The following is a 20,114-nucleotide window of genomic DNA, read 5'->3' on the forward strand; positions in this document are numbered from 1 at the left end:
CTGCTGAGCATCACCGACCGTTCGCAGATCGCAGACTTCTCGTGGTCTCCACCAACTACGCCCCCGAGCTGACGGGCATCGGCCCGTACGCGACGCAGCTCGCCGAGCACTGGGCGGCGTCGGGGGCCAGGACCGAGGTCCTGACCGGTATGCCGCACTATCCCGCCTGGCGTGTGGACGAGCGCTACCGGGGAGTGTGGCGGAGGGAGGAGAGCCGTGAAGGGGTGCGTGTGCACCGACGACGGCATTACGTGCCGCCCCGTCAGAGTGCGCTACGGCGCGCCGCGTTCGAGGCGTCCGTGCTCGCCCATGGGACCCTCGCCCCGCCGTCCGGCCGTTTCGACGCGGTGATCTCCCAGGTGCCGAGCCTCGCGGGCGGCGTGATCGGCGCCCGGCTGGCGCGCCGCCACCGTGTCCCGCACATACCCGTCGTCCAGGACCTGATGGGCGCCGCCGCCGCGCAGAGCGGCATCCGAGGGGGAGACAGGGCGGCGGCCGTCGCCGCGAAGGCCGAGCGTTACGCACTGCGCGGCGCGGCACTCGTCGGCGTCATCCACGAGAGTTTCGTGGAGGGGGTCACCTCCCTCGGCGTGGACCCCGGACGCATCCGCGTGGTCCCCAACTGGACGCATGTGCGGAGCCCTTCGGCCGACCGTGCCGCCACCCGCGCCCGTCTCGGCTGGCCCGGGGACACCCCCGTACTGCTGCACTCCGGGAACATGGGCCTCAAGCAGGGCCTCGACGTCCTGGTCGGCCTGGCGCGGCTGGCCCCGGACATCCGGGTCGTCCTGATGGGCGACGGCAACCAGCGGGACGGACTGCGGGAGCGGGCCGCGGGCCTGCCCAATCTCGACTTCCTCCCGCCGGCCGGCGCGGACGACTTCACCGACGTGCTCGCCGCCGCCGATGTGCTCGCGGTGACCCAGCGGGCCTCCGTGCTCGACATGAGCGTGCCGTCCAAGCTCACCTCGTACTTCGTCTCGGGACGCCCCGTCGTCGCCTCCGTGGCCGACGAGGGCGGTACCGCGGACGAGGTGCGCCGTTCGGGCGCGGGGGTCCTCGTGGCCCCCGAAAACCCGGCCGCGCTCCTCGCCGCCGTACGCCGGCTGGCCGCCGATCCGGCAGCGGCGGACGCGCTGGGCGAGCACGGTCCGCGGTACGTCGCACAGCACCTGAGCCGGGAGGCGGGCCTCGCCCGCTTCGACGCCCTGCTCGCCGAGGCGCTCGAGGCCGCGCGAGGCGGGCACACACAAGGGGGAGCACGCCGATGACGCATCAGATCCGTCCCCTGGAGGAGCAGGACGAACCGGCGCTGCTGCGCGACCAGTTCCGCCAGCTCCTGCGCTACCGCCTGCTGCTCGCCGGCGGCGTCGTCGTGGGTCTCCTCGGCGGGGGCTTCCTCGCCCTGAGCGGCGACGACACGTACACGGCCACCGGCGAGGTACAGGTGCGCTCCGCGACCGCCGACCCCTTCGCCACCGGAGCGTCCGCCGACAAGGGCATCAACATCGGCTCCGAACGGCAGACCGCGGTCAGCGACACGGTGGGTGACCTGGCCGCCGGAACCCTGTTGAAGAAGGGGGACGACGTCACCTCCCGGAAGCTGCTCGTCGGCCTCCAGGTCACCAACCCGCCCAACACCCTCACCCTCCGCTTCGCCTACACCGGGGCCACCCCCGAGGAGGCCCGGTCCCGCGCCGAAGCCCTGGCCGGTGCCTACCTCGCGCACCGCAAGGCGCGCACCGAGGAAAGCATCGGCACCATGGCGAACGGCTACCGCGCCCAGCTCGAACCGCTGGAGGAGAAGCGCGACCTGCTGGAGGAGCGCACGGGGGTCGACGCCGCGGACGACGTCGGCAGCGCCCGCGCCAACATCATCGTCTCCATCTCCGAGCTGAGCCGGAAGATCTCCGAGCTCCAGGCACTCGACACCACCCCCGGCTACCTCAACAAGAAGCCCGTCGCCCCCACCGAGCCCGCCGGTGCCGGCCTGCCGCTGCTCCTCGGGCTCGGAGGGGTCGTCGGCCTCGCCCTCGGACTGCTGCTGTCCTGGGTGCGCCTCGTCTTCGACCCCGCCGTACGCTCCCCCCGCGAGCTCGTCCGCTCCCTGGGGGCCCCGCTGCTCGGTACGCTGCCCCGGGAACGTGCGGCCGCGGACAGCCTGCTCGCGATCGGGCGCAGCGGTTCCCGGCTCGCCGAGGAATACCGCGCGGTCGCCTTCCGGCTCGCCTACGACCCGTCGTTCGCGGAGCGGCGCCGGCTCCTCGTCACCGCCCCGCGCGGGGACAACGCGGAGGCGGCCGCCGCGGCGGTCAACCTGGCCGCCGCCTTCGCCGAGATGGGCCGCGACGTCCTGCTCGTGGAAGCGAATCTGCGTACCCCGTCCCTGGCCCGTGACCTGGGACCGGCCGCCCACGAGGTCCGGCCACCCCGCTGGGCCGCCGGGGACAGCGAACGCGGCTGGCCGGCCGGTGGCCGTTCCAACGTCGACGTGCCGGGCTCCGGGGCCTTCGCCCTGGTGGCCGGGACCACCGCGGACAACGTGCCGCGCGCCCTGACCTCCGCGTCCGTCGCGCGCATCGTCGCCGAGGCCGACCGCCCCGGCACCGTGGTCATCGTCCTCGCCCCGCCGGTCCTGTCGTACGCCGACGCGGTCGCCCTCGTCGACCGGGTCGAGGGCGTCATGATCGTCTGCGACCCGCGCGAGGTGCACCGCAGCGACCTGGAACGCATCCGCGAGATCATCGGCGCCTCCGGCGGCTCGGTGCTCGGCGCCCTGCTCCACCCCGGCCGGGGCCGGCTGCGCCGCGCGGACCGCCGGCCCAGGTCCGGCCGGCGCCGCACCGGCCGCGGGCCGGGCGGGCCGCCCCTCGGAGCGGACGCCCCGGAGATCACCGGGAATCCCGACGAGACCATGGGGCTGCGCTCGTTCACCCTCCCGGGGGCGCGCCGGTGAGAGCCCGCACCGCGATCCTCTGCTCGGTCGCGGACCAGGGCGTGGCGGCGCTCACCAACATCCTGGTGCTCGTGGCCGCCGCCCGGCTCTCCACCGTGGCCGACTTCGCCCGCTTCTCCGCGGTCTACCTCGTCTTCACGGTGCTGCTGGGCGTCTCCGGCGCGTACACCGGGCAGCCCCTGGTCCTCCGACGCGGTGGCGGCGAGGACACCCGGGGGGCCTGCCGCTCGGCTGCCGTGTTCACCGTCGGCGCCTCGGCGGCCCTCGGCGCTCTGCTGACCGCCGTCTGCCCGCTGATCCCTGGGGACACCGCCCGCGCCCTGACGGCGCTCGGCCTCGTCCTGCCGGTGGTGCTGGGGCAGGACGCCCTGCGCTACGCCTTCTCGACCCTTCAGCGGCCCCATCTCGCCCTGGCCTCCGACCTGTTGCGACTGGTGTGCGTGCTCGGCGCCCTGTCCGCCCAGGAATACGGGGCCACCCCCGCCCGGCTGATCGCGGTGTGGGGGCTGTCCGCCCTGCCCGCCCTCCTGCTGTCCGCCGCGCTGCTGCACCGCTCGACCGCCGGCGCCCCGCTGCTGCTGCGCCCGTTGCTGAGGCGCGGCCACCTCGGGCAGCGCTTCGTCGTCGAGTTCGGCGTCGGCAACGCGACCAGCCAGCTCTCCGTCCTCGGCCTCGGAGCCGTCGGCAGCCCGCTCCTGGTAGGCGCCCTGCGCGGGGCGACCACACTGTTCGGGCCGCTCAACGTGCTGTTCACCTCCGCCACGTCCTTCGGCCCGCCGCTGCTCGGCCGCATCGGCGACGAGCGGCGCCGGGTCCGGGCCGTCGCGGGACTCGCCGCCGCTCTCGCCGCGACCGCCGCCCTCTGGGCCACCGCCCTGGCCCTGCTGCCCGAGCGGGCCGGACGTGAGCTGCTCGGCGACACCTGGCCCACGGCCGCCGCCCTGCTCCCGGCGACCGGCAGCCAGTACGCGGCGATGGCCGTCGGCACCTGCGGACTGCTCGCCCTGCGCATGCTCGACCCCCGTACGACGCTGAGCATCCAGGTGGTCTTCTCCCTCACCGCCGTGGCGCTCATGGCCGGGGGATACGCCCTCGGCGGTGTCCCCGGGGCCGCCTGGGGACTCTGCCTCGGCTCGCTCTGCAAGGCCGTCGCCACCTGGACCCGGGTGGCCAGGCTGCGCCGCCGGAGCCCGGCGGGGGAGACCGTCAGCGCCGACGCGCCGCCCTCTGCTCCCTGAACGTGGTGATCAGCACCAGGCACAGGGCGCCGATCGCCAGTTTCCCCGCCGCCTGGAGCAGCGGGCCGCGCAACAGGATGAAGGTGTACCCGGCGATCAGCGGCGCCGCGACCGCCAGCACACTGCCCGCGCCGGGACCCGCCCGGGTGACGGCCAGGGCGTACCTGCGGTCCGTACGGGCCGCCGCGTAGCCGATCAGTGCCAGGCCGCCGATCACGCCGGACGCTCCGAAGTCCACCCAGAACTCGGTCCACAGCGGAGCGGACAGATTGGTCATGTTCATCCCCATCCACTCGCCGACCCGGACCCCGGTGTCCTCCGGCTTCCCGCTCCACACCGCCCGGGGGACGAAGAAGAGGGCGGATCCCGCGAGTTGACGGCCGTAGGTGTGGCCCCGGGTGTCCACCCAGGAGATGGTGTTGGCGAACATCACCGTCTGGTCGTAGTCCTTGGTGGCCAGCGGCTCGAAGACGGAGGCCGACTGCACGGGCCGGTACCCCTCGTCGTCGTAACGGAAGCGGTCGGCGTACGGGAACAGCACCAGGGCGCCCACCACGCCCATGGCCAGCACCGAGCGGTACATCGCCGCACTGCTCGGGAACGCGGTGAACAGCAGGGACACCAGAACCGTCAGGAACCAGTAACGCGCGTTGGATACGGGGTTGTTCACGACCAGATTGACCGCCGCGAGCGCCACCCACACCAGCACCGTCGAAGGGGAGCGCCGCGCCCGGCGCGAGGTCACCAGGCGCCGGGTGAAGAAGAGGAACGCCAGCAGCGCCGGGACGGTGCCGAAACCCTTCAGGAACGCGGAGCCGACGTTCGACTCCGCCGAGGCCACCCCGCTCTGCGCCACGGTGTCGCTGATCTCCTGGCGGCTGGAGAAGAAGACGGCCGGCCCGCCGAGCTTGATCACGTAGTACCCGCTCGCCAGCAGCGCGAACAGCACCAGCAGCCGCAGCCTGACCGGGTGCGCCACGGCCGGCCCACCCGTGGAACGGGAGGAGGCACGACGCCGCAGCGGCCGGCGTGAGGCCAGCAGCGCCCCCAGGTCGAAGGCCGTACACCCCACCAGGATCATCGCGATCGCCGTCACCAGGTCCGAACGCGGTCCCACCATCGGCGTCGGTGTCTGCCCGATCACCACCTGGGCGAACGGCGCGACACCCATGGCGATGTACACGAACATCCAGAAGACGCCCTGGAGCAGCCGCCGCCGGGTGGACAGGATCATCGTGGCGAGCCGGGTGCCCGCGTAACACGTGAGGACGAGCTGCAGCCAGTAGGCGGTGTCCCGGACCCCCGAGCCGGGCTGGGCGGCGACGACCGCGGGCAGGAAGCAGACCAGGCCCAGGACGAGCGGCACGGACACCGCCCGGGAGAGCATCGCCCACGTCAGGGGTCTCTCCGACGGCTCGGCCGGCGGGCGCGGAGCGGCCTCCCGGGCGGCAGCGGCCCCCACCGACTCGTCGACGGACGTCATGACCCCCCGATCACCGGCCCACCAGGGCCCCGTTCACCGGCCTCATGGCCCACGAACACTCTAACGAACACGCCCACCTGAGGGGATCCGATGGCTAGTCTGTGAACATCCGGCCGAGGGCGAGGGGAACCCTGGTGAAGATCCTGCACATCGTCACGCTGCACACTCCGGACCACGCGTTCGGCGGTCCGACGCGGGTCGCGCTCAACCTGTCGAAGGTCCAGCGGGCGGACGGCGACGACGCCCGCGTCATGGCGTTGGGCGACGGCTTCGAGGGGGCGCTGCCGGGCGAGGTCGAAGGCGTGCCCGTCCACCTCTTCCAGGCCCGCCACCTGCTCCCGATGTTCGAGGTCAGCGGCATCACCTCCGGAGCCCTGCTGCGCACCGCGCGCCGCATGATGCGCGGCGCCGACCTCGTGCACGTCCACCTGATGCGCGACCTGGTGACCCTGCCCGCCGCGCTGCTCGCCCTGGCCACCCGCACCCCGCTCGTCGTCCAGACGCACGGCATGGTCGACCCGACCGAGAAGCGCGTCGCCCAGCTCACCGACCTGCTGGGCGTCCGCACGGTGCTGCGTCGCGCCGACGCCGTACTCCACCTCACCGAGGCCGAGCGCCTCGATGTGAACGCGGTCGCCGCGCCGGTCGCCCTCACCAACACCGTCCGGCTCGTCAACGGCGTACGCCCGCAGGAGCGCAAGCCCGCCCGCGAACCTGGCCGGCCGCCTACCGTGCTCTTCCTGGCCCGCGTCCAGGAGCGCAAGCGCCCCGAGGACTTCGTCGCCGCGATGCCCGCCGTCCTGGCCAGGTACCCCGACGCCCGTTTCGTCCTCGCGGGACCGGACACCGGCGCCCTGCCCGGCACGCTCGCGCTCGCCCGCAGGCTCGGCGTCATGGACTCGCTGGACCACGTGGGCCCCCTCGGCCACGAAGCGGTGCTCGACGCGGGGCGGGACGCCGATGTGTACGTCCTGCCGTCGATCGAGGAGCCGCTCGGCGTCTCGGTCCTGGAGGCCATGTCCGTCGGTACGCCCGCCGTCATCACCCGGACCTGCGGACTCGGCCCCGATGTGGCGGCCGCGGGAGCGGGCCGGGTGATCGACAGCAGGGTCGGCGAGGACGACGGGAACGCCCGCAAGATCGCCGACGCCGTCCTGGAGCTGCTCGATCCGGCAGCCAACGACCGCGCGGGGAAGGCCGCATGGGATCTGGTCCGTGAGCACTTCACCATCGAGGTCGTCACCCGGACCCTCCGGCAGACCTACGAGGACGTGGTCCGCCGGAGGGCGTGAGTTCTCAACCGCTCGTACCCTCACGTGACTTGAGTGCGATCTGCCAGCGGTAGAAGCTCATCGCGAGAGCGAAGTCCAGGCCCGCCCGCCCGTCGAGGAAACCCCGCCGGTAGACGTACATGTAGGCGAAGGACACCAGCGGCTTGAACGGCGCCTTGTGGAAGAGCTGCCCCTGACGGGACTTCACCTTCCGTACCTGCTCCTTGACATCCGGGTGGTGCTCCAGCCACGCCTCCCAGTCCGAGTAACGGTTGTGCCGCTCGAACCAGGCGGTGACCGGGTCCAGGTCCTGGTGCTCGATGGGGCTGCTCAGTGCCTCGGCCGTCGGCGCGACCGGCTGGTAGTGCCCCTCGACCTCCCCGATCCCCGGCGCCGCGAGGTCTCCGACCTCGGGGTAGTAGCACGCGGTCCGGTCGGTCAGGGACCGCTTGCGGATCGTGTAGCCGTGCCGCAGCCGCTTCCCCGAGAACCAGTAGCCCAGCGGAATGTCGTACGCCGCCGGCTTCGGGCTCGCCGGGTCGGAGAAGATCCGCCGCAGCTCCGCCAGCAGTCCGGGACTGAGCCGCTCGTCGCCGTCGAGCAGCAGGATCCAGTCCAGATCCGTGCGGACGTTCTCCAGACACCACTGTTTCTTGCGCGGATGCCCTCCGTCCCAGGTGTACGTGACCACTTCGGCCCCGCACTCCTCGGCGATCCTCGCCGTGTCGTCGGTGCTGTGGGAGTCCACCACGACGACCGCCTCGAAGTGGCCCAGGACCGACTTCACCGCCTCGGCGATGTTCAGGCCCTCGTTCTTCGTGGGGATCGCCACGGCGATGGGCAGCTTGCTCATCATGTGTCTCCTTGCGGCAGCCAGGCGTAGCAGCCTGTGGAGGTGAAGGTGCGGGCGGACCCGGGGACGGTGATCCCCACCGCCTTGCCGGTGTCGGAGGAGCCCGACGTCAGCTTCTCGCCGTTCGCCCCGGTCAGCTGCCAGCTGCAGGCCTTCGTGGGGGAGGGGGCCAGGTAGTCGCCCGGCCTGAGCCTCTGGTCGGTGTGCGTGCCGTCGGCGTAACCGAGCGCGGCCTCGTCGACGAGGGCCTGGTGCCGCGGGCACAGATGGGCCACGGCCGGCTCCGCGTCCGCGATCTCGCCGGAGACGATCGCGCCGACGGCGATGCCCCGGTCGGCCTTGACCAGATAGCGGAGCCTGTCACAGGTCTCCTGGCCGCTCTGGAGCACCGCGGCCGGGTCCATCCCCTTGGGTACGCGGTCGGTCAGATACTCCTTCTGCTTCTTCGTGAAGGACCCCGTGGCCGGGGTGATGTCCCCGGCGGGAGCCTTCGGCGTGGCACCGGACTTCGTGGCCTGCGTGCCGGACGGGGAGACCGCCGGCCCGGCGACGGAGGGCGCGGGGGCGGATGCGGCGGACGTCGTGCCGCTCGCCGCGGCGGCCTTCTCGGCTCCGCCGCCGGACCCGCCGGACCCGCCGGACGAGCCGCAGGCGGCCAGCACCGCCGTCGCGAGGGCGACGGCGGCGCCGGCCAGGAACGGATATCTCATTCACCCGTCCTCAGGGCGTAGTGCGCGCTGACCTGGGAAGCGCTCAGCGCGGTCGGGTACACGGCGGTCTCGTCGATCTGGCCGGCGAAGAAGTTGCTGGTCGGACGGTTGGCCCAGTTGTTCAGGTTGTCCCCGCCGACCCGCCAGTAGCCCGGGTAGTCCTCGTTGCCGGTGTAGAGGATGCTCGACGCGCGCAGCTGCCCGTCGACGTACAGCCTCATGCCGCCGGCGCCCTGGGTGGCGACGACATGGTGCCAGTCGCCGTCGTTGAAGGCCCCGGTCGTGGTCACCGTGCGGCGGCCGCCGTTGTGGACGCCGAAGACCAGCCGCCCGTCGTTGGTCATGTACACATGCTTGTCGAAGCGGGTGCTGTTCTGCATGCTCAGATTGCCGAAGCCGATGATCTTGCCGCCCCGTCCGGTGGTGGTCCTGATCCAGGTCTCCACCGAGAACCGGGTGGGCTGCGGGTGGCGCTTGTTGCTGTACGCGTACTCGCTCGCCCCGTCGAAGCCGATGGCGGTCGAGTCGCCCCCGATCGCGGCCGGTGTCTGCCGGTAGGCGGGCGCGTTGCGCAGGAAGCCGTTGTTCAGGCCTCCCGTGGTGTCTGCCGCGAAGGTGGAGGTGCCCTCGTCGTACCGCCAGTACAGCGAGGCGCCGTCCGACAGCACCCGCGCCGGATAGCTCTGGGCCGACGCCGCGACCGTCGCGGACTGAGCCGGGGACTTGGCACTGGTGTTGGTGCCGTCGCTCGCGGTGACGCGGTACGAGTGCGTCTCACCCACCGCCACATCGGTGTCCGTCCACCTCAGCTGCGGGCGGTCCCAGGAGAGCGAGTAGCCGGTGACGGTGTGCACGGGTGTGGCGGCGCCGTCCTTGTAGATCCGGTAGGTCAGCTCCCCGTCGTCGGTGTCGAAGCTGGTCTGCCAGTTGACGCCGATCCGCCCCGGGGTGACCGTGGAGAGACTGACGTTGGGCACCCAGGGCGCCCCGGTGTCCGGCCCGTCGGCGAACCGGGTCAGCCCCTGCTGCCCGCCGCCGTTGACGGTGGTGAACTCCCCGCCGACCCACAGGTAGTGGTGGCCGCCCTTGTCGGTCTGCGCCATCACCCGGGGCCCGACCGGCTCACCGATCCCGTCGTTCGTGTCCGGGAACCACGGCAGCAGCGTCGGGTCGTCGACGGACTGGGCCAGCAGGTGCTTGCGCGGCTGGTCGGAGAACCCGCCCATGCTGGCGCAGTCATGGGCGTGGCTGCCGCTGTACAGCACGCCCGAGTGGACCAGCACGGCTTGGGTGGCGCCCAGGCAGGTGTCCCGCCACCGCTGCTGGTAGTCGTCGAGGTCGATGGCGATCCGGCCGTCGAACACCCCGCCGCCCGTGCCCTCGTTGGCGGTGTACAGCCCGGTCGCGTCCGTCGTGAGGTCCTGCACCGTCGAGGTGTTGGGGATGAAGCCCGGGAAGCTCTTGGTGAGCGCGCCCGTGGTGGCGTCGACCACGGCCAGGGCGTGCGAGGTGGTGCCGTTGACCGTGAAGAAGTCACCGCCGAGCGCCACGCGCCGCCCGTCGGGGGTCACCTGGACGGCCCGCGCCACCTCGTCGGCGTTGGCCCTCCACGGCAGCAGATCGGCGCCCGTGGTGACCGCGGCGAACTTGTTCCTCGTCTGACCGCCCACGCTGTTGAAGTCACCGGCCAGATAGACGGTGTCCGGGGTGACGTCCAGTGCCCGAACCGTCGCGGAGACGGAGATCTTGAAGTCCTGACGCGGGGTGCAGGTCGCGGTGTCGACGGCCGCGATGTTGCTGACCCCGACTCCGTTGACCGCCCCGAACTGCCCGCCCGCGTACAGGGTTTCCCCGTCGGGCGACAGCGCGAGGGATCGTACGGTCGCCGTCCCGGAGGACAGTGTGAACGAGAGGCTGCAGCCCGTCGGCGCGCCCGTCGCCGCGTCGAACGCCGCGAAGTTGACCGCGGGTTCCTCCGAGGTGCCCGCCGCCGCGTCCGGCGGCCGGATGGTGGAGAAGGTGCCGCCCGCGTAGACGACCCCGTCCTTCGCGGCCATCGACCAGACGATGCCGTTGGTCTGCCAGGTGGTGAGGTCGTCCGCGGTGAGGGACACCGGCGGTGTCAGCGCCGCCGCCGGGGAGGCCCCGGCCGTGGTCGCGGTCAGGGCTCCGGCGAACAGACAGAGCGCGGCGGACGCGGCCCGCACACGGCCGTTCCGCCCGGGTCTCCGCCCCGTGCTTGCGTTCATCATTCATCTCCGAAGGTGAGGACGAGCTGCGGCCGGTGGGCCGCGGTTGCCTCGCTCGACCAGATGCGGAGACGGTCCGTCCCGCTGCTGGTCGAGGCGAGTGAGGTGGTGGAGCCGAGGGCTCCGCCCAGTGCGGACGCCTCCAGTTCCGCCGAGTGGCCGGTGGAGACCGGGGCCGCGCCGGTGATGGTCCCCAGCGCGGACGGGGCGGACGGCGGAGTGAAGCGCAGATGGCTCAGACAGGCCGTGGTGCCCCGTGAGGCGAGCTGACGGTCGTCGTAGGCCGTGTTCGCCGCCACGCTGTCGATGTACGCGTCCTCGTCAGGGGTGAGGGTGACGGTGCTGCCGCCGGGACCGGGCGGGGTGCCCGCCGGCGCGTGGTGCGCGGTGACCTGCGCGGCGGTCAGGGCCGACGGGTGGACCGCGGTCTCGTCGACCTGCCCGGTGCGGCGTCCGGCCCCTCTCATCGGTCCACCCGGACCACGGACCCGGCCAGCTGGTCGCTCAGCAGCCGGATGTCCGCGTCCACCATGATCCGGGCCAGCTCGCGCGACTTCACCTCCGGCTTCCAGCCGAGGAGTTCCTCCGCCTTGGACGCGTCACCGATCAGCGCGTCGACCTCACTGGGGCGCTCGTACTTCGGGTCGTAGCGCACGTGCTCCGCCCAGTCGAGGCCCGCGTGCGCGAAGGCGTACTCCAGGAACTGCCGGACGCTGACCCCCTCGCCGGTGGCCACCACGTAGTCGTCGGGGGTGTCGCACTGGAGCATCCGCCACATCGCCTCCACGTACTCGGGGGCGTATCCCCAGTCGCGTACGGCGTCGAGATTGCCCAGATGCAGCCGGTCCTGCAGGCCCGCCTTGATCCTGGCCACCCCACGGGTGATCTTGCGGGTCACGAAGGTCTCGCCACGGCGCGGGGACTCGTGGTTGAACAGGATGCCGTTGGTGGCGAACATGCCGTACGCCTCGCGGTAGTTGACCGTCGCCCAGTACGAGTAGACCTTGGCCACGCTGTACGGGCTGCGGGGGTGGAAGGCGGTCTTCTCGTTCTGCGGGGGCGGGCTCGCGCCGAACATCTCGGACGACGACGCCTGGTAGACCCGGGTGTCGATGCCGCTGGCCCGGACCGCCTCCAGCAGCCGCACGGTGCCGAGCCCGGTGACGTCACCGGTGTAGAGCGGGGCGTCGAAGGACACCCGGACATGGGACTGGGCGCCCAGGTTGTAGACCTCGTCGGGCCGTATGTCCCGCATCAGGTTCACCAGCGCGACGCCGTCGGAGAGATCCGCGTGATGGAGCACGAAGGAGCGGTTCGCTTCCTCCGGCCCCTGGTAGATGTGATCGATCCGCTCGGTGTTGAAGCTCGACGAACGGCGTATCAGGCCGTGAACCGTGTAGCCCTTCTCGAGCAGCAGCTCCGACAGATACGAACCGTCCTGTCCGGTCACACCCGTGATGAGTGCGGTCTTCGCCATGACTCCCCCTCTGTGTGTCGCCCTACGGGCGATGTGGTTCACCGACATATGTGGATCTGAGCGGAATATGGCAAAGAGTCACCGGGGCGCCGCGCTGCTGGCACAATCCGTGCCATGACGACTGATGTCCCCGGCTCGCCCCAGGAATCCGTCCGCCCCCTGCTGCGCCCCGGCGCGCGCATATTCGTCGCGGGACACCGCGGCCTCGTCGGCTCGGCGGTGGTGCGCCGCCTCACCGCCGACGGTCACGAAGTCATCACCCGCGGCCGTGACGAGCTCGATCTGCGCGAGGCCGCGCCGACCGAGGCGTTCCTGCGTGCCACCCGCCCGGACGCGGTCGTACTGGCCGCCGCCAAGGTGGGCGGGATCATGGCCAACAGCACCAGTCCGGTGCAGTTCCTGGAGGACAACCTCCGGATCCAGCTCGCCGTGATCGCGGGCGCGCACGCCGCCGGGATCCAGCGACTGCTCTTCCTCGGCTCCTCGTGCATCTACCCCAAGCACGCCCCGCAGCCGATCCCCGAGAACGCGCTGCTCACGGGCCCGCTCGAACCCACCAACGAGGCGTACGCGCTGGCCAAGATCGCCGGGATCGTGCAGATCCAGTCCTACCGCCGGCAGTACGGCGCCTCGTACATCAGCGCCATGCCCACCAATCTCTACGGCCCCGGCGACAACTTCGACCTGGAGACCTCGCATGTGCTGCCCGCCCTGATCCGCCGGTTCCACGAGGCGAAGCGGGACGGCGCGGGGGAGGTCACCCTCTGGGGATCCGGCGGCCCCCGCCGCGAGTTCCTCCACGTCGACGACCTCGCCGCCGCCTGTGTGAGGCTCCTGGAGGCGTACGACGGCGCCGAGCCCGTCAACGTCGGCTGCGGAGAGGACCTCACCATCCGCGAACTCGCCGAAATTGTCACGGATGTGACTGGCTATCAGGGGCACGTCGTCTGGGACACGTCGAAACCCGACGGCACCCCGCGCAAGCTCCTCGATGTGTCCCGGCTCACCTCCCTCGGCTTCGAGCCGCAGATTCCCCTGCGGGACGGCATCGCCCGCACCTACGCCTGGTGGCTCGGCCGGCAGACCCCTCGGGGCTGACCGCTCGGCCGGGCGGCCGCGGTACGTTCTGAAACCGTGTGCGCGGCCTCCCTCGCAACCCTTCACGAGTCCCCCCACCACGTCTCAGTACGCCCCGCGGCCGTCGGTGACGGCGCGCACCGTACGGGCGAGGAGCCCCATGTCCGTGGTCACCGACCAGTTGTCGACGTACCAGAGGTCCAGCGAGACCGTCTCCTGCCAGGAGAGGTCCGACCGGCCGCTGACCTGCCACAGGCCGGTCAGTCCCGGGCGGACCGCCAGGCGTCGCAGCTCCCGCTCGTCGTAGCGCGACACCTCCTCCGGCAGCGGCGGGCGCGGGCCTACCAGGGACATGTCACCCCGCAGTACGTTGAGGAGCTGCGGCAGTTCGTCCACGGAGGTCCGGCGCAGGGTGTGGCCGATCCGGGTCACCCGTGGATCGCGGCGCATCTTGAACATCGGACCCTCGCTCTCGTTCGCTGCCGAGAGTCGCTCCCTGTGGGACTCCGCGTCCGCCACCATCGTGCGGAACTTCCACATGGTGAACGGCCTGTTGTGCAGGCCGTGGCGGGTCTGGCGGTGGAAGACGGGGCCGGGCGACGAGAGCCGCACCGTCAGGGCCACCCCGACGAGCAGGGGCGCGAGCACCAGCAGGCCGAGCGCGGCGCCGGTCCGGTCCACGACGGTCTTGAGCACGGCCTGCGGTCCCTGGCGCAGCGGCGGTGCGACGTGCAGCAGCGTCAGTCCGGCCGCGGAGGCCGGCCGTACCCGGTTCGCGGCGACCCCCGTCAGGTCCGAGAGCACGCAGAGGGCCAGCCCGCCGTCGTGCAGGCCCCACGCCAGCCGGCGCAGCCGGTCGTCGTCGAGCTGTGGACCGGGCGCGACGAGCACCAGGTCCGCGTCATGGGCGAAGGCCCCGCCGAGGACGGTGGACACGTCGTCGTCGGCCGGTTCGGGCGCCAGCCGCCCCGGCGTCGGTGTCCCGCAGTCCGGAGCCGCCGGGCCGACCGGGACCACGGCCACCGCCGTGTACGGGTGATCCTCACGGGAGTTGAGCAGACGCACCGCCCGGTCCAGGCCCGCCGCCTCGCCGACCACCAGGACCCGGCGTACTTCCGGCTGCCCCGTCGACCGCCGCAGCCGGCCGACGGCCCTGGCGAGGACGGCCAGGGCCAGGCCGGGCACCAGCGCGGCGACGGCGGTAGCCGGGTCGAGGCCCCCGCCCGTCACGGCCAGCAGCACGGCCAGCACCCCGATGAGCGCCAGCCAGTCACCGAGGGGGGCGTAGGCCGCCCCGGTGGCTTCCCCCGGCAGCCGCTTCGCGTACCGGCCGCGCACCGCGCGCACACCGGCCCATACGAGCGCGGCCGACGCCGCGGCCGTCGGTGGCCCCGGCTGTTCGCCGGCCCGCAGTACGAGCCAGGCGGGGATTCCCAGCCCCAGGAGATCGGTCAGGACGAGGCAGGGTACACGCGGACCGGGCCTCTTCTTCGCCCGCGGTCTCTCCGCGTGATCGCGCTCGACAGTCGTCGGGGCTCTCCACAATCGCTCCGGAGCCACCGTGCGGTCCCGAGGTCCGGCGGTACGGGGTCGTGGTGTCCCCGCGAGCCCGACAGGGCCCGATATATCTGATTCGGGTATTTCGACATGCCCCATGAACCCCCCAGTCACAGTTGCATCCCCATAAACGGGGCGCATCCGTCGATCTCATGGACTGACGGATGCGCCCTCGCTCGGTGCACGATATCCACACACGTGCTATTTCGCTGGAGTTCTGGTGAAGTTCAGACAGGCCGGACGCTGTGATCCCCGTCGCGCTGCCCGGTCCGTCCAGGGGGCGCCCCTTAAAGTGAGGGCATGGAACCGCTTTCCGAGGAACAGACCGGCCAACTCGTCGCGATCGTCATGGATCTGGCCCGCGAGGGCCGCGCGGAGGAGCTCCTGGAGTTCTTCGACCACGGGCTGCCGGTCGACGTCCAGGACCAGGAGGGCAACACGGCCCTCATGCTCGCCGCGTACCACGGGCGGACGGAGACGGTGCGGGCGCTCATCGGACGCGGCGCCGATGTCGACCGGCGTAACGGCCGGGACCAGTCACCCGTCGCGGGGGCCCTGTTCAAGGGCGAGGACGCGATCGTCGCGGCCCTCGTCGCCGCGGGCGCCGACCTCGACGCGGGAACCCCCAGCGCCCGTGCCACGGCGGAGATGTTCGGCAGGACGGCGCTGCTGCGGTAGCCGTGCCGGGGGAGTGCCCGGCACGGCACGAGGGGCCCCGGGCGACGATGCGCCCGAGGCCCCTCGCGTGCGGCTGTCGCTCAGGCCTGCTTGCCGGCCTGCAGGGCCTCGATGGCCTTGCGGACACCCTCGCCGTAGGCCGGGTCGGCCTGCGTGCAGTGGTGGATGTGACGCTCCACGGTGGCCTGCGAGGCACCGTCGATGGCCCGTGCGGTGTTGCCGAACAGGGCGTCCTGCTCGTCCGGGGTCATCTGCCGGAACAGGTTCCCCGGCTGCTCGAAGTAGTTGTCGTCGTCCTCGCGGTAGTCGAACCGGTCGGCCGCGGCGCCGTCGAGCGCCAGGCCCGGCTCGGCGAACTGCGGCTGCTCCGCCCAGCGGCCGTAGCTGTTCGGCGTGTAGCCGGGCACGGCGCCCTGGTTGCCGTCCACCCGCAGCTGGCCGTCACGGTGGTAGGTGTTGACGTTCTTCGCGCCGCGCGGCTGGTTCACCGGGATCTGGTGGTGGTTGACGCCGACACGGTAGCGGGCCGCGTCACCGTACGAGAACAGCCGGCCCTGCAGCATGCGGTCGGGCGAGGCGCCCACGCCGGGCACGAGGTTGGCCGGGGTGAACGCGGCCTGCTCGACGTCGGCGAAGTAGTTCTCCGGGTTGCGGTTGAGCTCGAACTCGCCGACCTCGATGAGCGGGTAGTCCTTCTTGGACCAGACCTTGGTGAGGTCGAACGGGTGGTAGCGGTACGTCGCGGCGTCCGCCTCCGGCATGACCTGGATGGAGAAGGTCCACTTCGGGTTGTCGCCGCGCTCGATGGCGTCGAACAGGTCCGCCTGCGAGGACTCGCGGTCGTCGGCGACGACCGCGGCAGCCTCCGCGTCGGTGAGGTTCTTGATGCCCTGCTGCGTACGGAAGTGGAACTTCACCCAGAAGCGCTCGTTGCTCTCGTTGATGAACGAGTAGGTGTGTGAGCCGAAGCCGTGCATGTGGCGGTAGCCGTCGGGGATGCCGCGGTCCGACATCACGATGGTGATCTGGTGCAGGGCCTCGGGGAGGTTGGTCCAGAAGTCCCAGTTGTTCTCCGCCGACCGCAGGTTGGTGCGCGGGTCGCGCTTCACCGCGCGGTTCAGGTCGGGGAAGTGGTGGGGGTCGCGGTGGAAGAAGACCGGCGTGTTGTTGCCGACGACGTCCCAGTTGCCCTCTTCGGTGTAGAAGCGGAGGGCGAATCCGCGGATGTCGCGCTCCGCGTCGGCCGCGCCGCGCTCACCGGCGACGGTCGAGAAGCGGGCGAAGAGCTCCGTCTGCTTGCCGACCTCGGAGAAGAGCGCCGCCCTGGAGTACCGGGTGATGTCCTGCGTCACCGTGAAGGTGCCGAAGGCGCCGGATCCCTTGGCGTGCATACGACGCTCCGGGATGACCTCACGGCTGAAGTGGGCCAGCTTCTCCAGGAACCAGACGTCCTGGAGCAGCATCGGGCCGCGCGGTCCCGCGGTGACGGCGTTCTCGTTGTTCGCGACCGGTGCGCCGGCGGCAGTGGTCAGCGGCTTCGTGTTGTCAGAAATTTTCCTGCTCCTCCGTGTGAAAACTTCAGTGCACCGACTCCGGATCCTGCTGACCACGCGCGGTACGGCAGCCGGGGCACAGGCCCCAGTACGTCACCTCTACGTGGTCGATGGTGAACCCGTGATCCTGGGGCGCCTCGAGACGCGGAGAGCCCCGCGGGCCATCGACGTCCGCGATCGTGCCGCACGAGCGGCAGACCACGTGCTGATGGTTGTCCCAGGACTGTCCTTCGTACCGTGCCGGGGAATTCGGCAGGTCGATCCGCCGCGCCAGTCCGGCGTCGACGAGCGTCTTGAGTACGTCGTAGACGGCTTGGGTCGAGACCGCGCCGATGCGTGTACGTACCAAGGTGAGGAGGGTACTGACATCGGCGTGCGGGGCCTCATGGACCGCCGAGAGCACGGCGACCCTGGGACGGGTCACTCGCAATGACGCTCCGCGCAGGAGGGTCCTGGCCTCGGTTTCGATCACCTACGCAGTGAACCACTTTTCTGGAATGATTCCAATGAAAGAATGGCACCAGTCCTGAGGCACGGGCCCTGCGGCGGCGCGGTGTCCGATTTCCGCCAGCGTCCGGGGTGCGCGATGCCGCACCCTTGGGGCATGACCAGTGACGACAGCAGGTACGAGGCGGTGACCAGCCGCGACGCCCGGTTCGACGGCGAGTTCTTCTTCGCCGTGTCCACGACCGGGATCTACTGCCGCCCGAGCTGTCCGGCCACCACGCCCAAGCGCCGGAACGTGGCGTTCTTCCCCACCGCGGCCGCCGCGCAGGGCGGCGGATTCCGCGCCTGCCGGCGCTGCCGCCCGGACGCGGTGCCCGGGTCCCCGGACTGGAACGCGCGCGCCGACCTGGTGGGCCGGGCCATGCGCCTGATCGGCGACGGGGTCGTCGACCGCGAAGGCGTGGCCGGGCTGGCCGCGCGCCTCGGCTACAGCGCCCGCCAGGTGCAGCGCCAGCTGAACGCCGAGGTCGGCGCGGGCCCCATCGCGCTGGCCCGCGCCCAGCGGGCCCACACCGCGCGGGTCCTGCTGCAGACCACGACCCTGCAGGCCGCCGACGTGGCGTTCGCCGCCGGTTTCAGCAGCATCAGGCAGTTCAACGACACGGTCCGGGAGATCTACGCCCTCACCCCGGGCGAACTGCGCACCACCCGCCCGGGACCCTCCTCCCGCTTCGGGTCCGTCGGCACCGCCGACGGGGCCGGGGGAGTGCCGCTGCGGCTCGCCCACCGGGAGCCGTACGCCGCGGCCGAGATCTTCGACCACCTCGCGGCCCGTGCCCTCGACGGCATCGAGGAGATGGCCGGTGAGCGCGGCGACCGCACCTACTGGCGTACCCTGCGCCTGCCGCACGGCACCGGCATCGCCGAGGTCCGCGAGAGGACCGGCGACGGCTGGCTGGACTGCCGGCTGCACCTGGGCGATCTGCGCGACCTGACGACCGCCACCCAGCGGATGCGCCGCCTCTTCGACCTGGACGCCGACCCCCACGCGGTCACCGAGCGCCTCGGCGCGGATCCCGTCCTGGCCCCGCTCGTCGCCCGTACGCCCGGACTGCGGGCCCCCGGTACCGCCGACGTCCACGAACTGGCCGTCCGGGCTGTCCTCGGCCAGCAGGTCTCCGTAGCGGCCGGGCGCAGGCTCGGCAGCGCTCTGGTGACGGCTTACGGCGCGCCCCTCCAGGTGCCGAGCGGCGCCCTCACCCATACGTTCCCCGGCCCCGGCGACCTGGCCGAAGCGGGCCTGGAGGAGCTGGGTACGCCCGGCTCGCGGCGCGCCACCCTGCGCACCGTCGCCGCAGCCCTGGCCACCGGGCGGATCGGGCTCGACCCGGGCGCCGACCGCGACCAGGCCGAGAGGGAGCTCCTGGGCCTGCGGGGCGTCGGACCCTGGACCGCCGGCTACATCCGCATGCGGGCGCTCGGCGACCCCGATGTGCTGCTGACCGGCGACGTGGCCGTCCGGGCGGGCATGCGGCACGCGGGTGCCGGCCCGGTGGACGCCGAGGCGTGGCGCCCCTGGCGTACGTACGCCATGCACCACTTCTGGAACGCGGCCTCGGACCGGCCCCGTGCCGCGGCGGCGTGATGTCCGAAACCCGCAGGCCGCATCGACGCGGACCCCGCACAGTTGACGTGTACGACGAAGAACCCGGAAGGACCGCGACCATGACGCTCTACACCACGATCGACAGCCCGCTCGGCGAACTGCTGCTGGTGGGCGAGGAGTCGGCCACCGCACAGGACGGCACCGCACTCGCCTCGCTCTCCGTGCCCGGCCAGAAGGGCGGCGCGACGGTCCAGGACGGCTGGACGGAGAACGCGGAGGCCTTCGCCGTGATCACGGCCGAACTGCGGGCCTACTTCGAGGGGAGCCGGACCGGTTTCGGCATCGAGTACGCCGTCGGCCGTGGCACCGACTTCCAGCGGCGCGTGTGGCAGGCCCTGGACGCCATCCCGTACGGCACCACGCTCAGCTACGGCGAGATCGCCGCGCGGATCGGCGCCTCACGTGCGGCGGTGCGCTCGGTCGGCACGGCGATCGGCGCCAACCCGCTGCTCGTCGTGCGCCCCTGCCACCGTGTGATCGGCGCGAGCGGCGCCCTGACCGGCTACGCGGGCGGCCTCGACCGCAAACGGCAGCTCCTGGACCTGGAGAACCACCACCAGGCGGCCTGACCGGCCGCGTCCCCGGGCCCACGAGAGTGTCCCGGGAAATCGAGGAAGACACGCTCGGCCTGGTCTTCCACGACGCGGCCCGACCGCCCGGTCGCCGGACGCACACCTCAGGAGAACCACGCCGAGAACACTCCCACGGACGGACCACGCGTCCCCGCTGATCAGCGCTCACGGCCTGGTGCCGCTGCCGGAACCCGCCCCGCACACCGAGGCGGAACCCGACGCGCTGGTGGCCCTGTTGCGTCCACGAGGGCACCGGCGGCCCGGCCACCGGGCTGCGTTCGGGGCGGCTGAACATCACGATGCGGGTCACCGGGCTCAGGTAGAGGA

The 20,114-nt window shown here is 72.0% G+C and carries 17 protein-coding genes and 1 pseudogene; 9 read left to right on the plus strand and 9 right to left on the minus strand.

The genetic code is table 11. From position 1 onward, the window contains the following. The first annotated feature begins 41 nt into the window (after window positions 1-41). Genes ACFYQ5_RS12020 through ACFYQ5_RS12030 form a run of 3 tightly spaced genes read left to right on the plus strand, consistent with a single transcriptional unit; the run spans window position 42 to window position 4,194 of the window. The gene (locus ACFYQ5_RS12020; RefSeq protein ID WP_389196617.1) at window positions 42-1,271 is read left to right on the plus strand and encodes a glycosyltransferase; all 1,230 of its coding nucleotides are present in this window, start codon (window positions 42-44) and stop codon (window positions 1,269-1,271) included. Next, window positions 1,268-2,956, plus strand: a complete 1,689-nt coding sequence (locus tag ACFYQ5_RS12025) for a lipopolysaccharide biosynthesis protein (RefSeq protein WP_389196618.1) — start codon at window positions 1,268-1,270, stop codon at window positions 2,954-2,956. Before ACFYQ5_RS12020 ends, ACFYQ5_RS12025 begins: the two co-directional genes overlap by 4 nt. Next, window positions 2,953-4,194, plus strand: coding sequence for a hypothetical protein (locus ACFYQ5_RS12030; protein WP_389196620.1), 1,242 nt, complete (start codon window positions 2,953-2,955; stop codon window positions 4,192-4,194). Before ACFYQ5_RS12025 ends, ACFYQ5_RS12030 begins: the two co-directional genes overlap by 4 nt. Here ACFYQ5_RS12030 and ACFYQ5_RS12035 read toward each other — a convergent pair. After that, window positions 4,163-5,677 (minus strand): hypothetical protein, encoded by a 1,515-nt coding sequence (locus ACFYQ5_RS12035; protein ID WP_389196622.1) that lies wholly within the window; start codon window positions 5,675-5,677, stop codon window positions 4,163-4,165. The genes ACFYQ5_RS12030 and ACFYQ5_RS12035 overlap by 32 nt on opposite strands. 134 nt (window positions 5,678-5,811) lie before the next feature. On the opposite strand from ACFYQ5_RS12035, the gene ACFYQ5_RS12040 reads away from it, so the two are divergent. Next, window positions 5,812-6,969 (plus strand): glycosyltransferase, encoded by a 1,158-nt coding sequence (locus tag ACFYQ5_RS12040; RefSeq protein ID WP_389196624.1) that lies wholly within the window; start codon window positions 5,812-5,814, stop codon window positions 6,967-6,969. A 4-nt stretch (window positions 6,970-6,973) separates the two neighbouring features. On the opposite strand, the gene ACFYQ5_RS12045 is transcribed toward ACFYQ5_RS12040, so the two are convergent. The 5 genes from ACFYQ5_RS12045 to gmd are packed head-to-tail and all read right to left on the minus strand — an operon-like array spanning window position 6,974 to window position 12,237. After that, on the minus strand, window positions 6,974-7,801 hold the full coding sequence (locus ACFYQ5_RS12045) for a glycosyltransferase family 2 protein (protein WP_389196626.1): 828 nt from the start codon (window positions 7,799-7,801) through the stop codon (window positions 6,974-6,976). Further along, window positions 7,801-8,511, minus strand: coding sequence for a hypothetical protein (locus ACFYQ5_RS12050; RefSeq protein WP_389196628.1), 711 nt, complete (start codon window positions 8,509-8,511; stop codon window positions 7,801-7,803). The genes ACFYQ5_RS12045 and ACFYQ5_RS12050 overlap by 1 nt, the downstream gene beginning before the upstream one ends. After that, the gene (locus tag ACFYQ5_RS12055; RefSeq protein WP_389196630.1) at window positions 8,508-10,763 is read right to left on the minus strand and encodes a LamG-like jellyroll fold domain-containing protein; all 2,256 of its coding nucleotides are present in this window, start codon (window positions 10,761-10,763) and stop codon (window positions 8,508-8,510) included. Before ACFYQ5_RS12055 ends, ACFYQ5_RS12050 begins: the two co-directional genes overlap by 4 nt. Then, window positions 10,760-11,227: a hypothetical protein gene (locus ACFYQ5_RS12060; RefSeq protein ID WP_389196632.1), complete on the minus strand. Its 468-nt coding sequence runs from the start codon at window positions 11,225-11,227 to the stop codon at window positions 10,760-10,762. The genes ACFYQ5_RS12055 and ACFYQ5_RS12060 overlap by 4 nt, the downstream gene beginning before the upstream one ends. Continuing rightward, window positions 11,224-12,237: a GDP-mannose 4,6-dehydratase gene (gene gmd / locus ACFYQ5_RS12065; protein ID WP_389196634.1), complete on the minus strand. Its 1,014-nt coding sequence runs from the start codon at window positions 12,235-12,237 to the stop codon at window positions 11,224-11,226. The genes ACFYQ5_RS12060 and gmd overlap by 4 nt, the downstream gene beginning before the upstream one ends. A 114-nt stretch (window positions 12,238-12,351) precedes the next feature. On the opposite strand from gmd, the gene ACFYQ5_RS12070 reads away from it, so the two are divergent. Then, complete coding sequence (locus ACFYQ5_RS12070) at window positions 12,352-13,335, plus strand: GDP-L-fucose synthase family protein (protein WP_389196636.1); 984 nt, start codon at window positions 12,352-12,354, stop codon at window positions 13,333-13,335. A gap of 84 nt (window positions 13,336-13,419) precedes the next feature. On the opposite strand, the gene ACFYQ5_RS12075 is transcribed toward ACFYQ5_RS12070, so the two are convergent. Further along, window positions 13,420-14,970: a sugar transferase gene (locus ACFYQ5_RS12075; protein ID WP_389196638.1), complete on the minus strand. Its 1,551-nt coding sequence runs from the start codon at window positions 14,968-14,970 to the stop codon at window positions 13,420-13,422. 201 nt (window positions 14,971-15,171) lie between these two features. Here ACFYQ5_RS12075 and ACFYQ5_RS12080 point away from each other — a divergent pair, with 201 nt between their 5' ends. After that, entirely contained in the window at window positions 15,172-15,549 is a 378-nt protein-coding gene (locus tag ACFYQ5_RS12080; RefSeq protein WP_389196640.1) for an ankyrin repeat domain-containing protein, read from the plus strand. Window positions 15,550-15,629: 80 nt separating this feature from the next. Here the strand turns inward: ACFYQ5_RS12080 and ACFYQ5_RS12085 are convergent, their stop codons facing one another. After that, window positions 15,630-17,102 (minus strand): catalase, encoded by a 1,473-nt coding sequence (locus ACFYQ5_RS12085; RefSeq protein ID WP_389196897.1) that lies wholly within the window; start codon window positions 17,100-17,102, stop codon window positions 15,630-15,632. Window positions 17,103-17,127: 25 nt separating this feature from the next. Then, window positions 17,128-17,574: a Fur family transcriptional regulator gene (locus tag ACFYQ5_RS12090; RefSeq protein ID WP_389196642.1), complete on the minus strand. Its 447-nt coding sequence runs from the start codon at window positions 17,572-17,574 to the stop codon at window positions 17,128-17,130. Between the two features lie 132 nt (window positions 17,575-17,706). Between ACFYQ5_RS12090 and ACFYQ5_RS12095 the strand changes: the two genes are divergently transcribed. From ACFYQ5_RS12095 to ACFYQ5_RS12105, 3 genes and pseudogenes are all read left to right on the plus strand, one after another. Beyond that, a complete protein-coding gene (locus tag ACFYQ5_RS12095) occupies window positions 17,707-19,194 on the plus strand; it encodes an AlkA N-terminal domain-containing protein (RefSeq protein ID WP_389196644.1) in 1,488 nt (495 codons plus the stop codon). 80 nt (window positions 19,195-19,274) lie between these two features. Beyond that, window positions 19,275-19,784, plus strand: coding sequence for a methylated-DNA--[protein]-cysteine S-methyltransferase (locus tag ACFYQ5_RS12100; RefSeq protein ID WP_389196646.1), 510 nt, complete (start codon window positions 19,275-19,277; stop codon window positions 19,782-19,784). A 242-nt stretch (window positions 19,785-20,026) separates the two neighbouring features. Further along, window positions 20,027-20,110 (plus strand): annotated as a pseudogene (locus ACFYQ5_RS12105) (alpha-ketoglutarate-dependent dioxygenase AlkB); the annotation flags it as partial. Window positions 20,111-20,114: the final 4 nt, after the last annotated feature.

It is taken from the genome of Streptomyces sp. NPDC005794 (assembly GCF_042871445.1).
GTDB lineage: Bacteria > Actinomycetota > Actinomycetes > Streptomycetales > Streptomycetaceae > Streptomyces.

Coding starts and splice junctions, on each gene's coding strand:
- ACFYQ5_RS12035 (WP_389196622.1), bottom strand. CDS start 5,677: ATGACGTCCGTCGACGAGTCGGTGGGGGCCGCTGCCGCCCGGGAGGCC.
- ACFYQ5_RS12100 (WP_389196646.1), top strand. CDS start 19,275: ATGACGCTCTACACCACGATCGACAGCCCGCTCGGCGAACTGCTGCTG.
- ACFYQ5_RS12070 (WP_389196636.1), top strand. CDS start 12,352: ATGACGACTGATGTCCCCGGCTCGCCCCAGGAATCCGTCCGCCCCCTG.
- ACFYQ5_RS12050 (WP_389196628.1), bottom strand. CDS start 8,511: ATGAGATATCCGTTCCTGGCCGGCGCCGCCGTCGCCCTCGCGACGGCG.
- ACFYQ5_RS12075 (WP_389196638.1), bottom strand. CDS start 14,970: ATGGGGCATGTCGAAATACCCGAATCAGATATATCGGGCCCTGTCGGG.
- ACFYQ5_RS12025 (WP_389196618.1), top strand. CDS start 1,268: ATGACGCATCAGATCCGTCCCCTGGAGGAGCAGGACGAACCGGCGCTG.
- ACFYQ5_RS12080 (WP_389196640.1), top strand. CDS start 15,172: ATGGAACCGCTTTCCGAGGAACAGACCGGCCAACTCGTCGCGATCGTC.
- ACFYQ5_RS12060 (WP_389196632.1), bottom strand. CDS start 11,227: ATGAGAGGGGCCGGACGCCGCACCGGGCAGGTCGACGAGACCGCGGTC.
- ACFYQ5_RS12045 (WP_389196626.1), bottom strand. CDS start 7,801: ATGAGCAAGCTGCCCATCGCCGTGGCGATCCCCACGAAGAACGAGGGC.
- gmd (WP_389196634.1), bottom strand. CDS start 12,237: ATGGCGAAGACCGCACTCATCACGGGTGTGACCGGACAGGACGGTTCG.
- ACFYQ5_RS12095 (WP_389196644.1), top strand. CDS start 17,707: ATGACCAGTGACGACAGCAGGTACGAGGCGGTGACCAGCCGCGACGCC.
- ACFYQ5_RS12055 (WP_389196630.1), bottom strand. CDS start 10,763: ATGATGAACGCAAGCACGGGGCGGAGACCCGGGCGGAACGGCCGTGTG.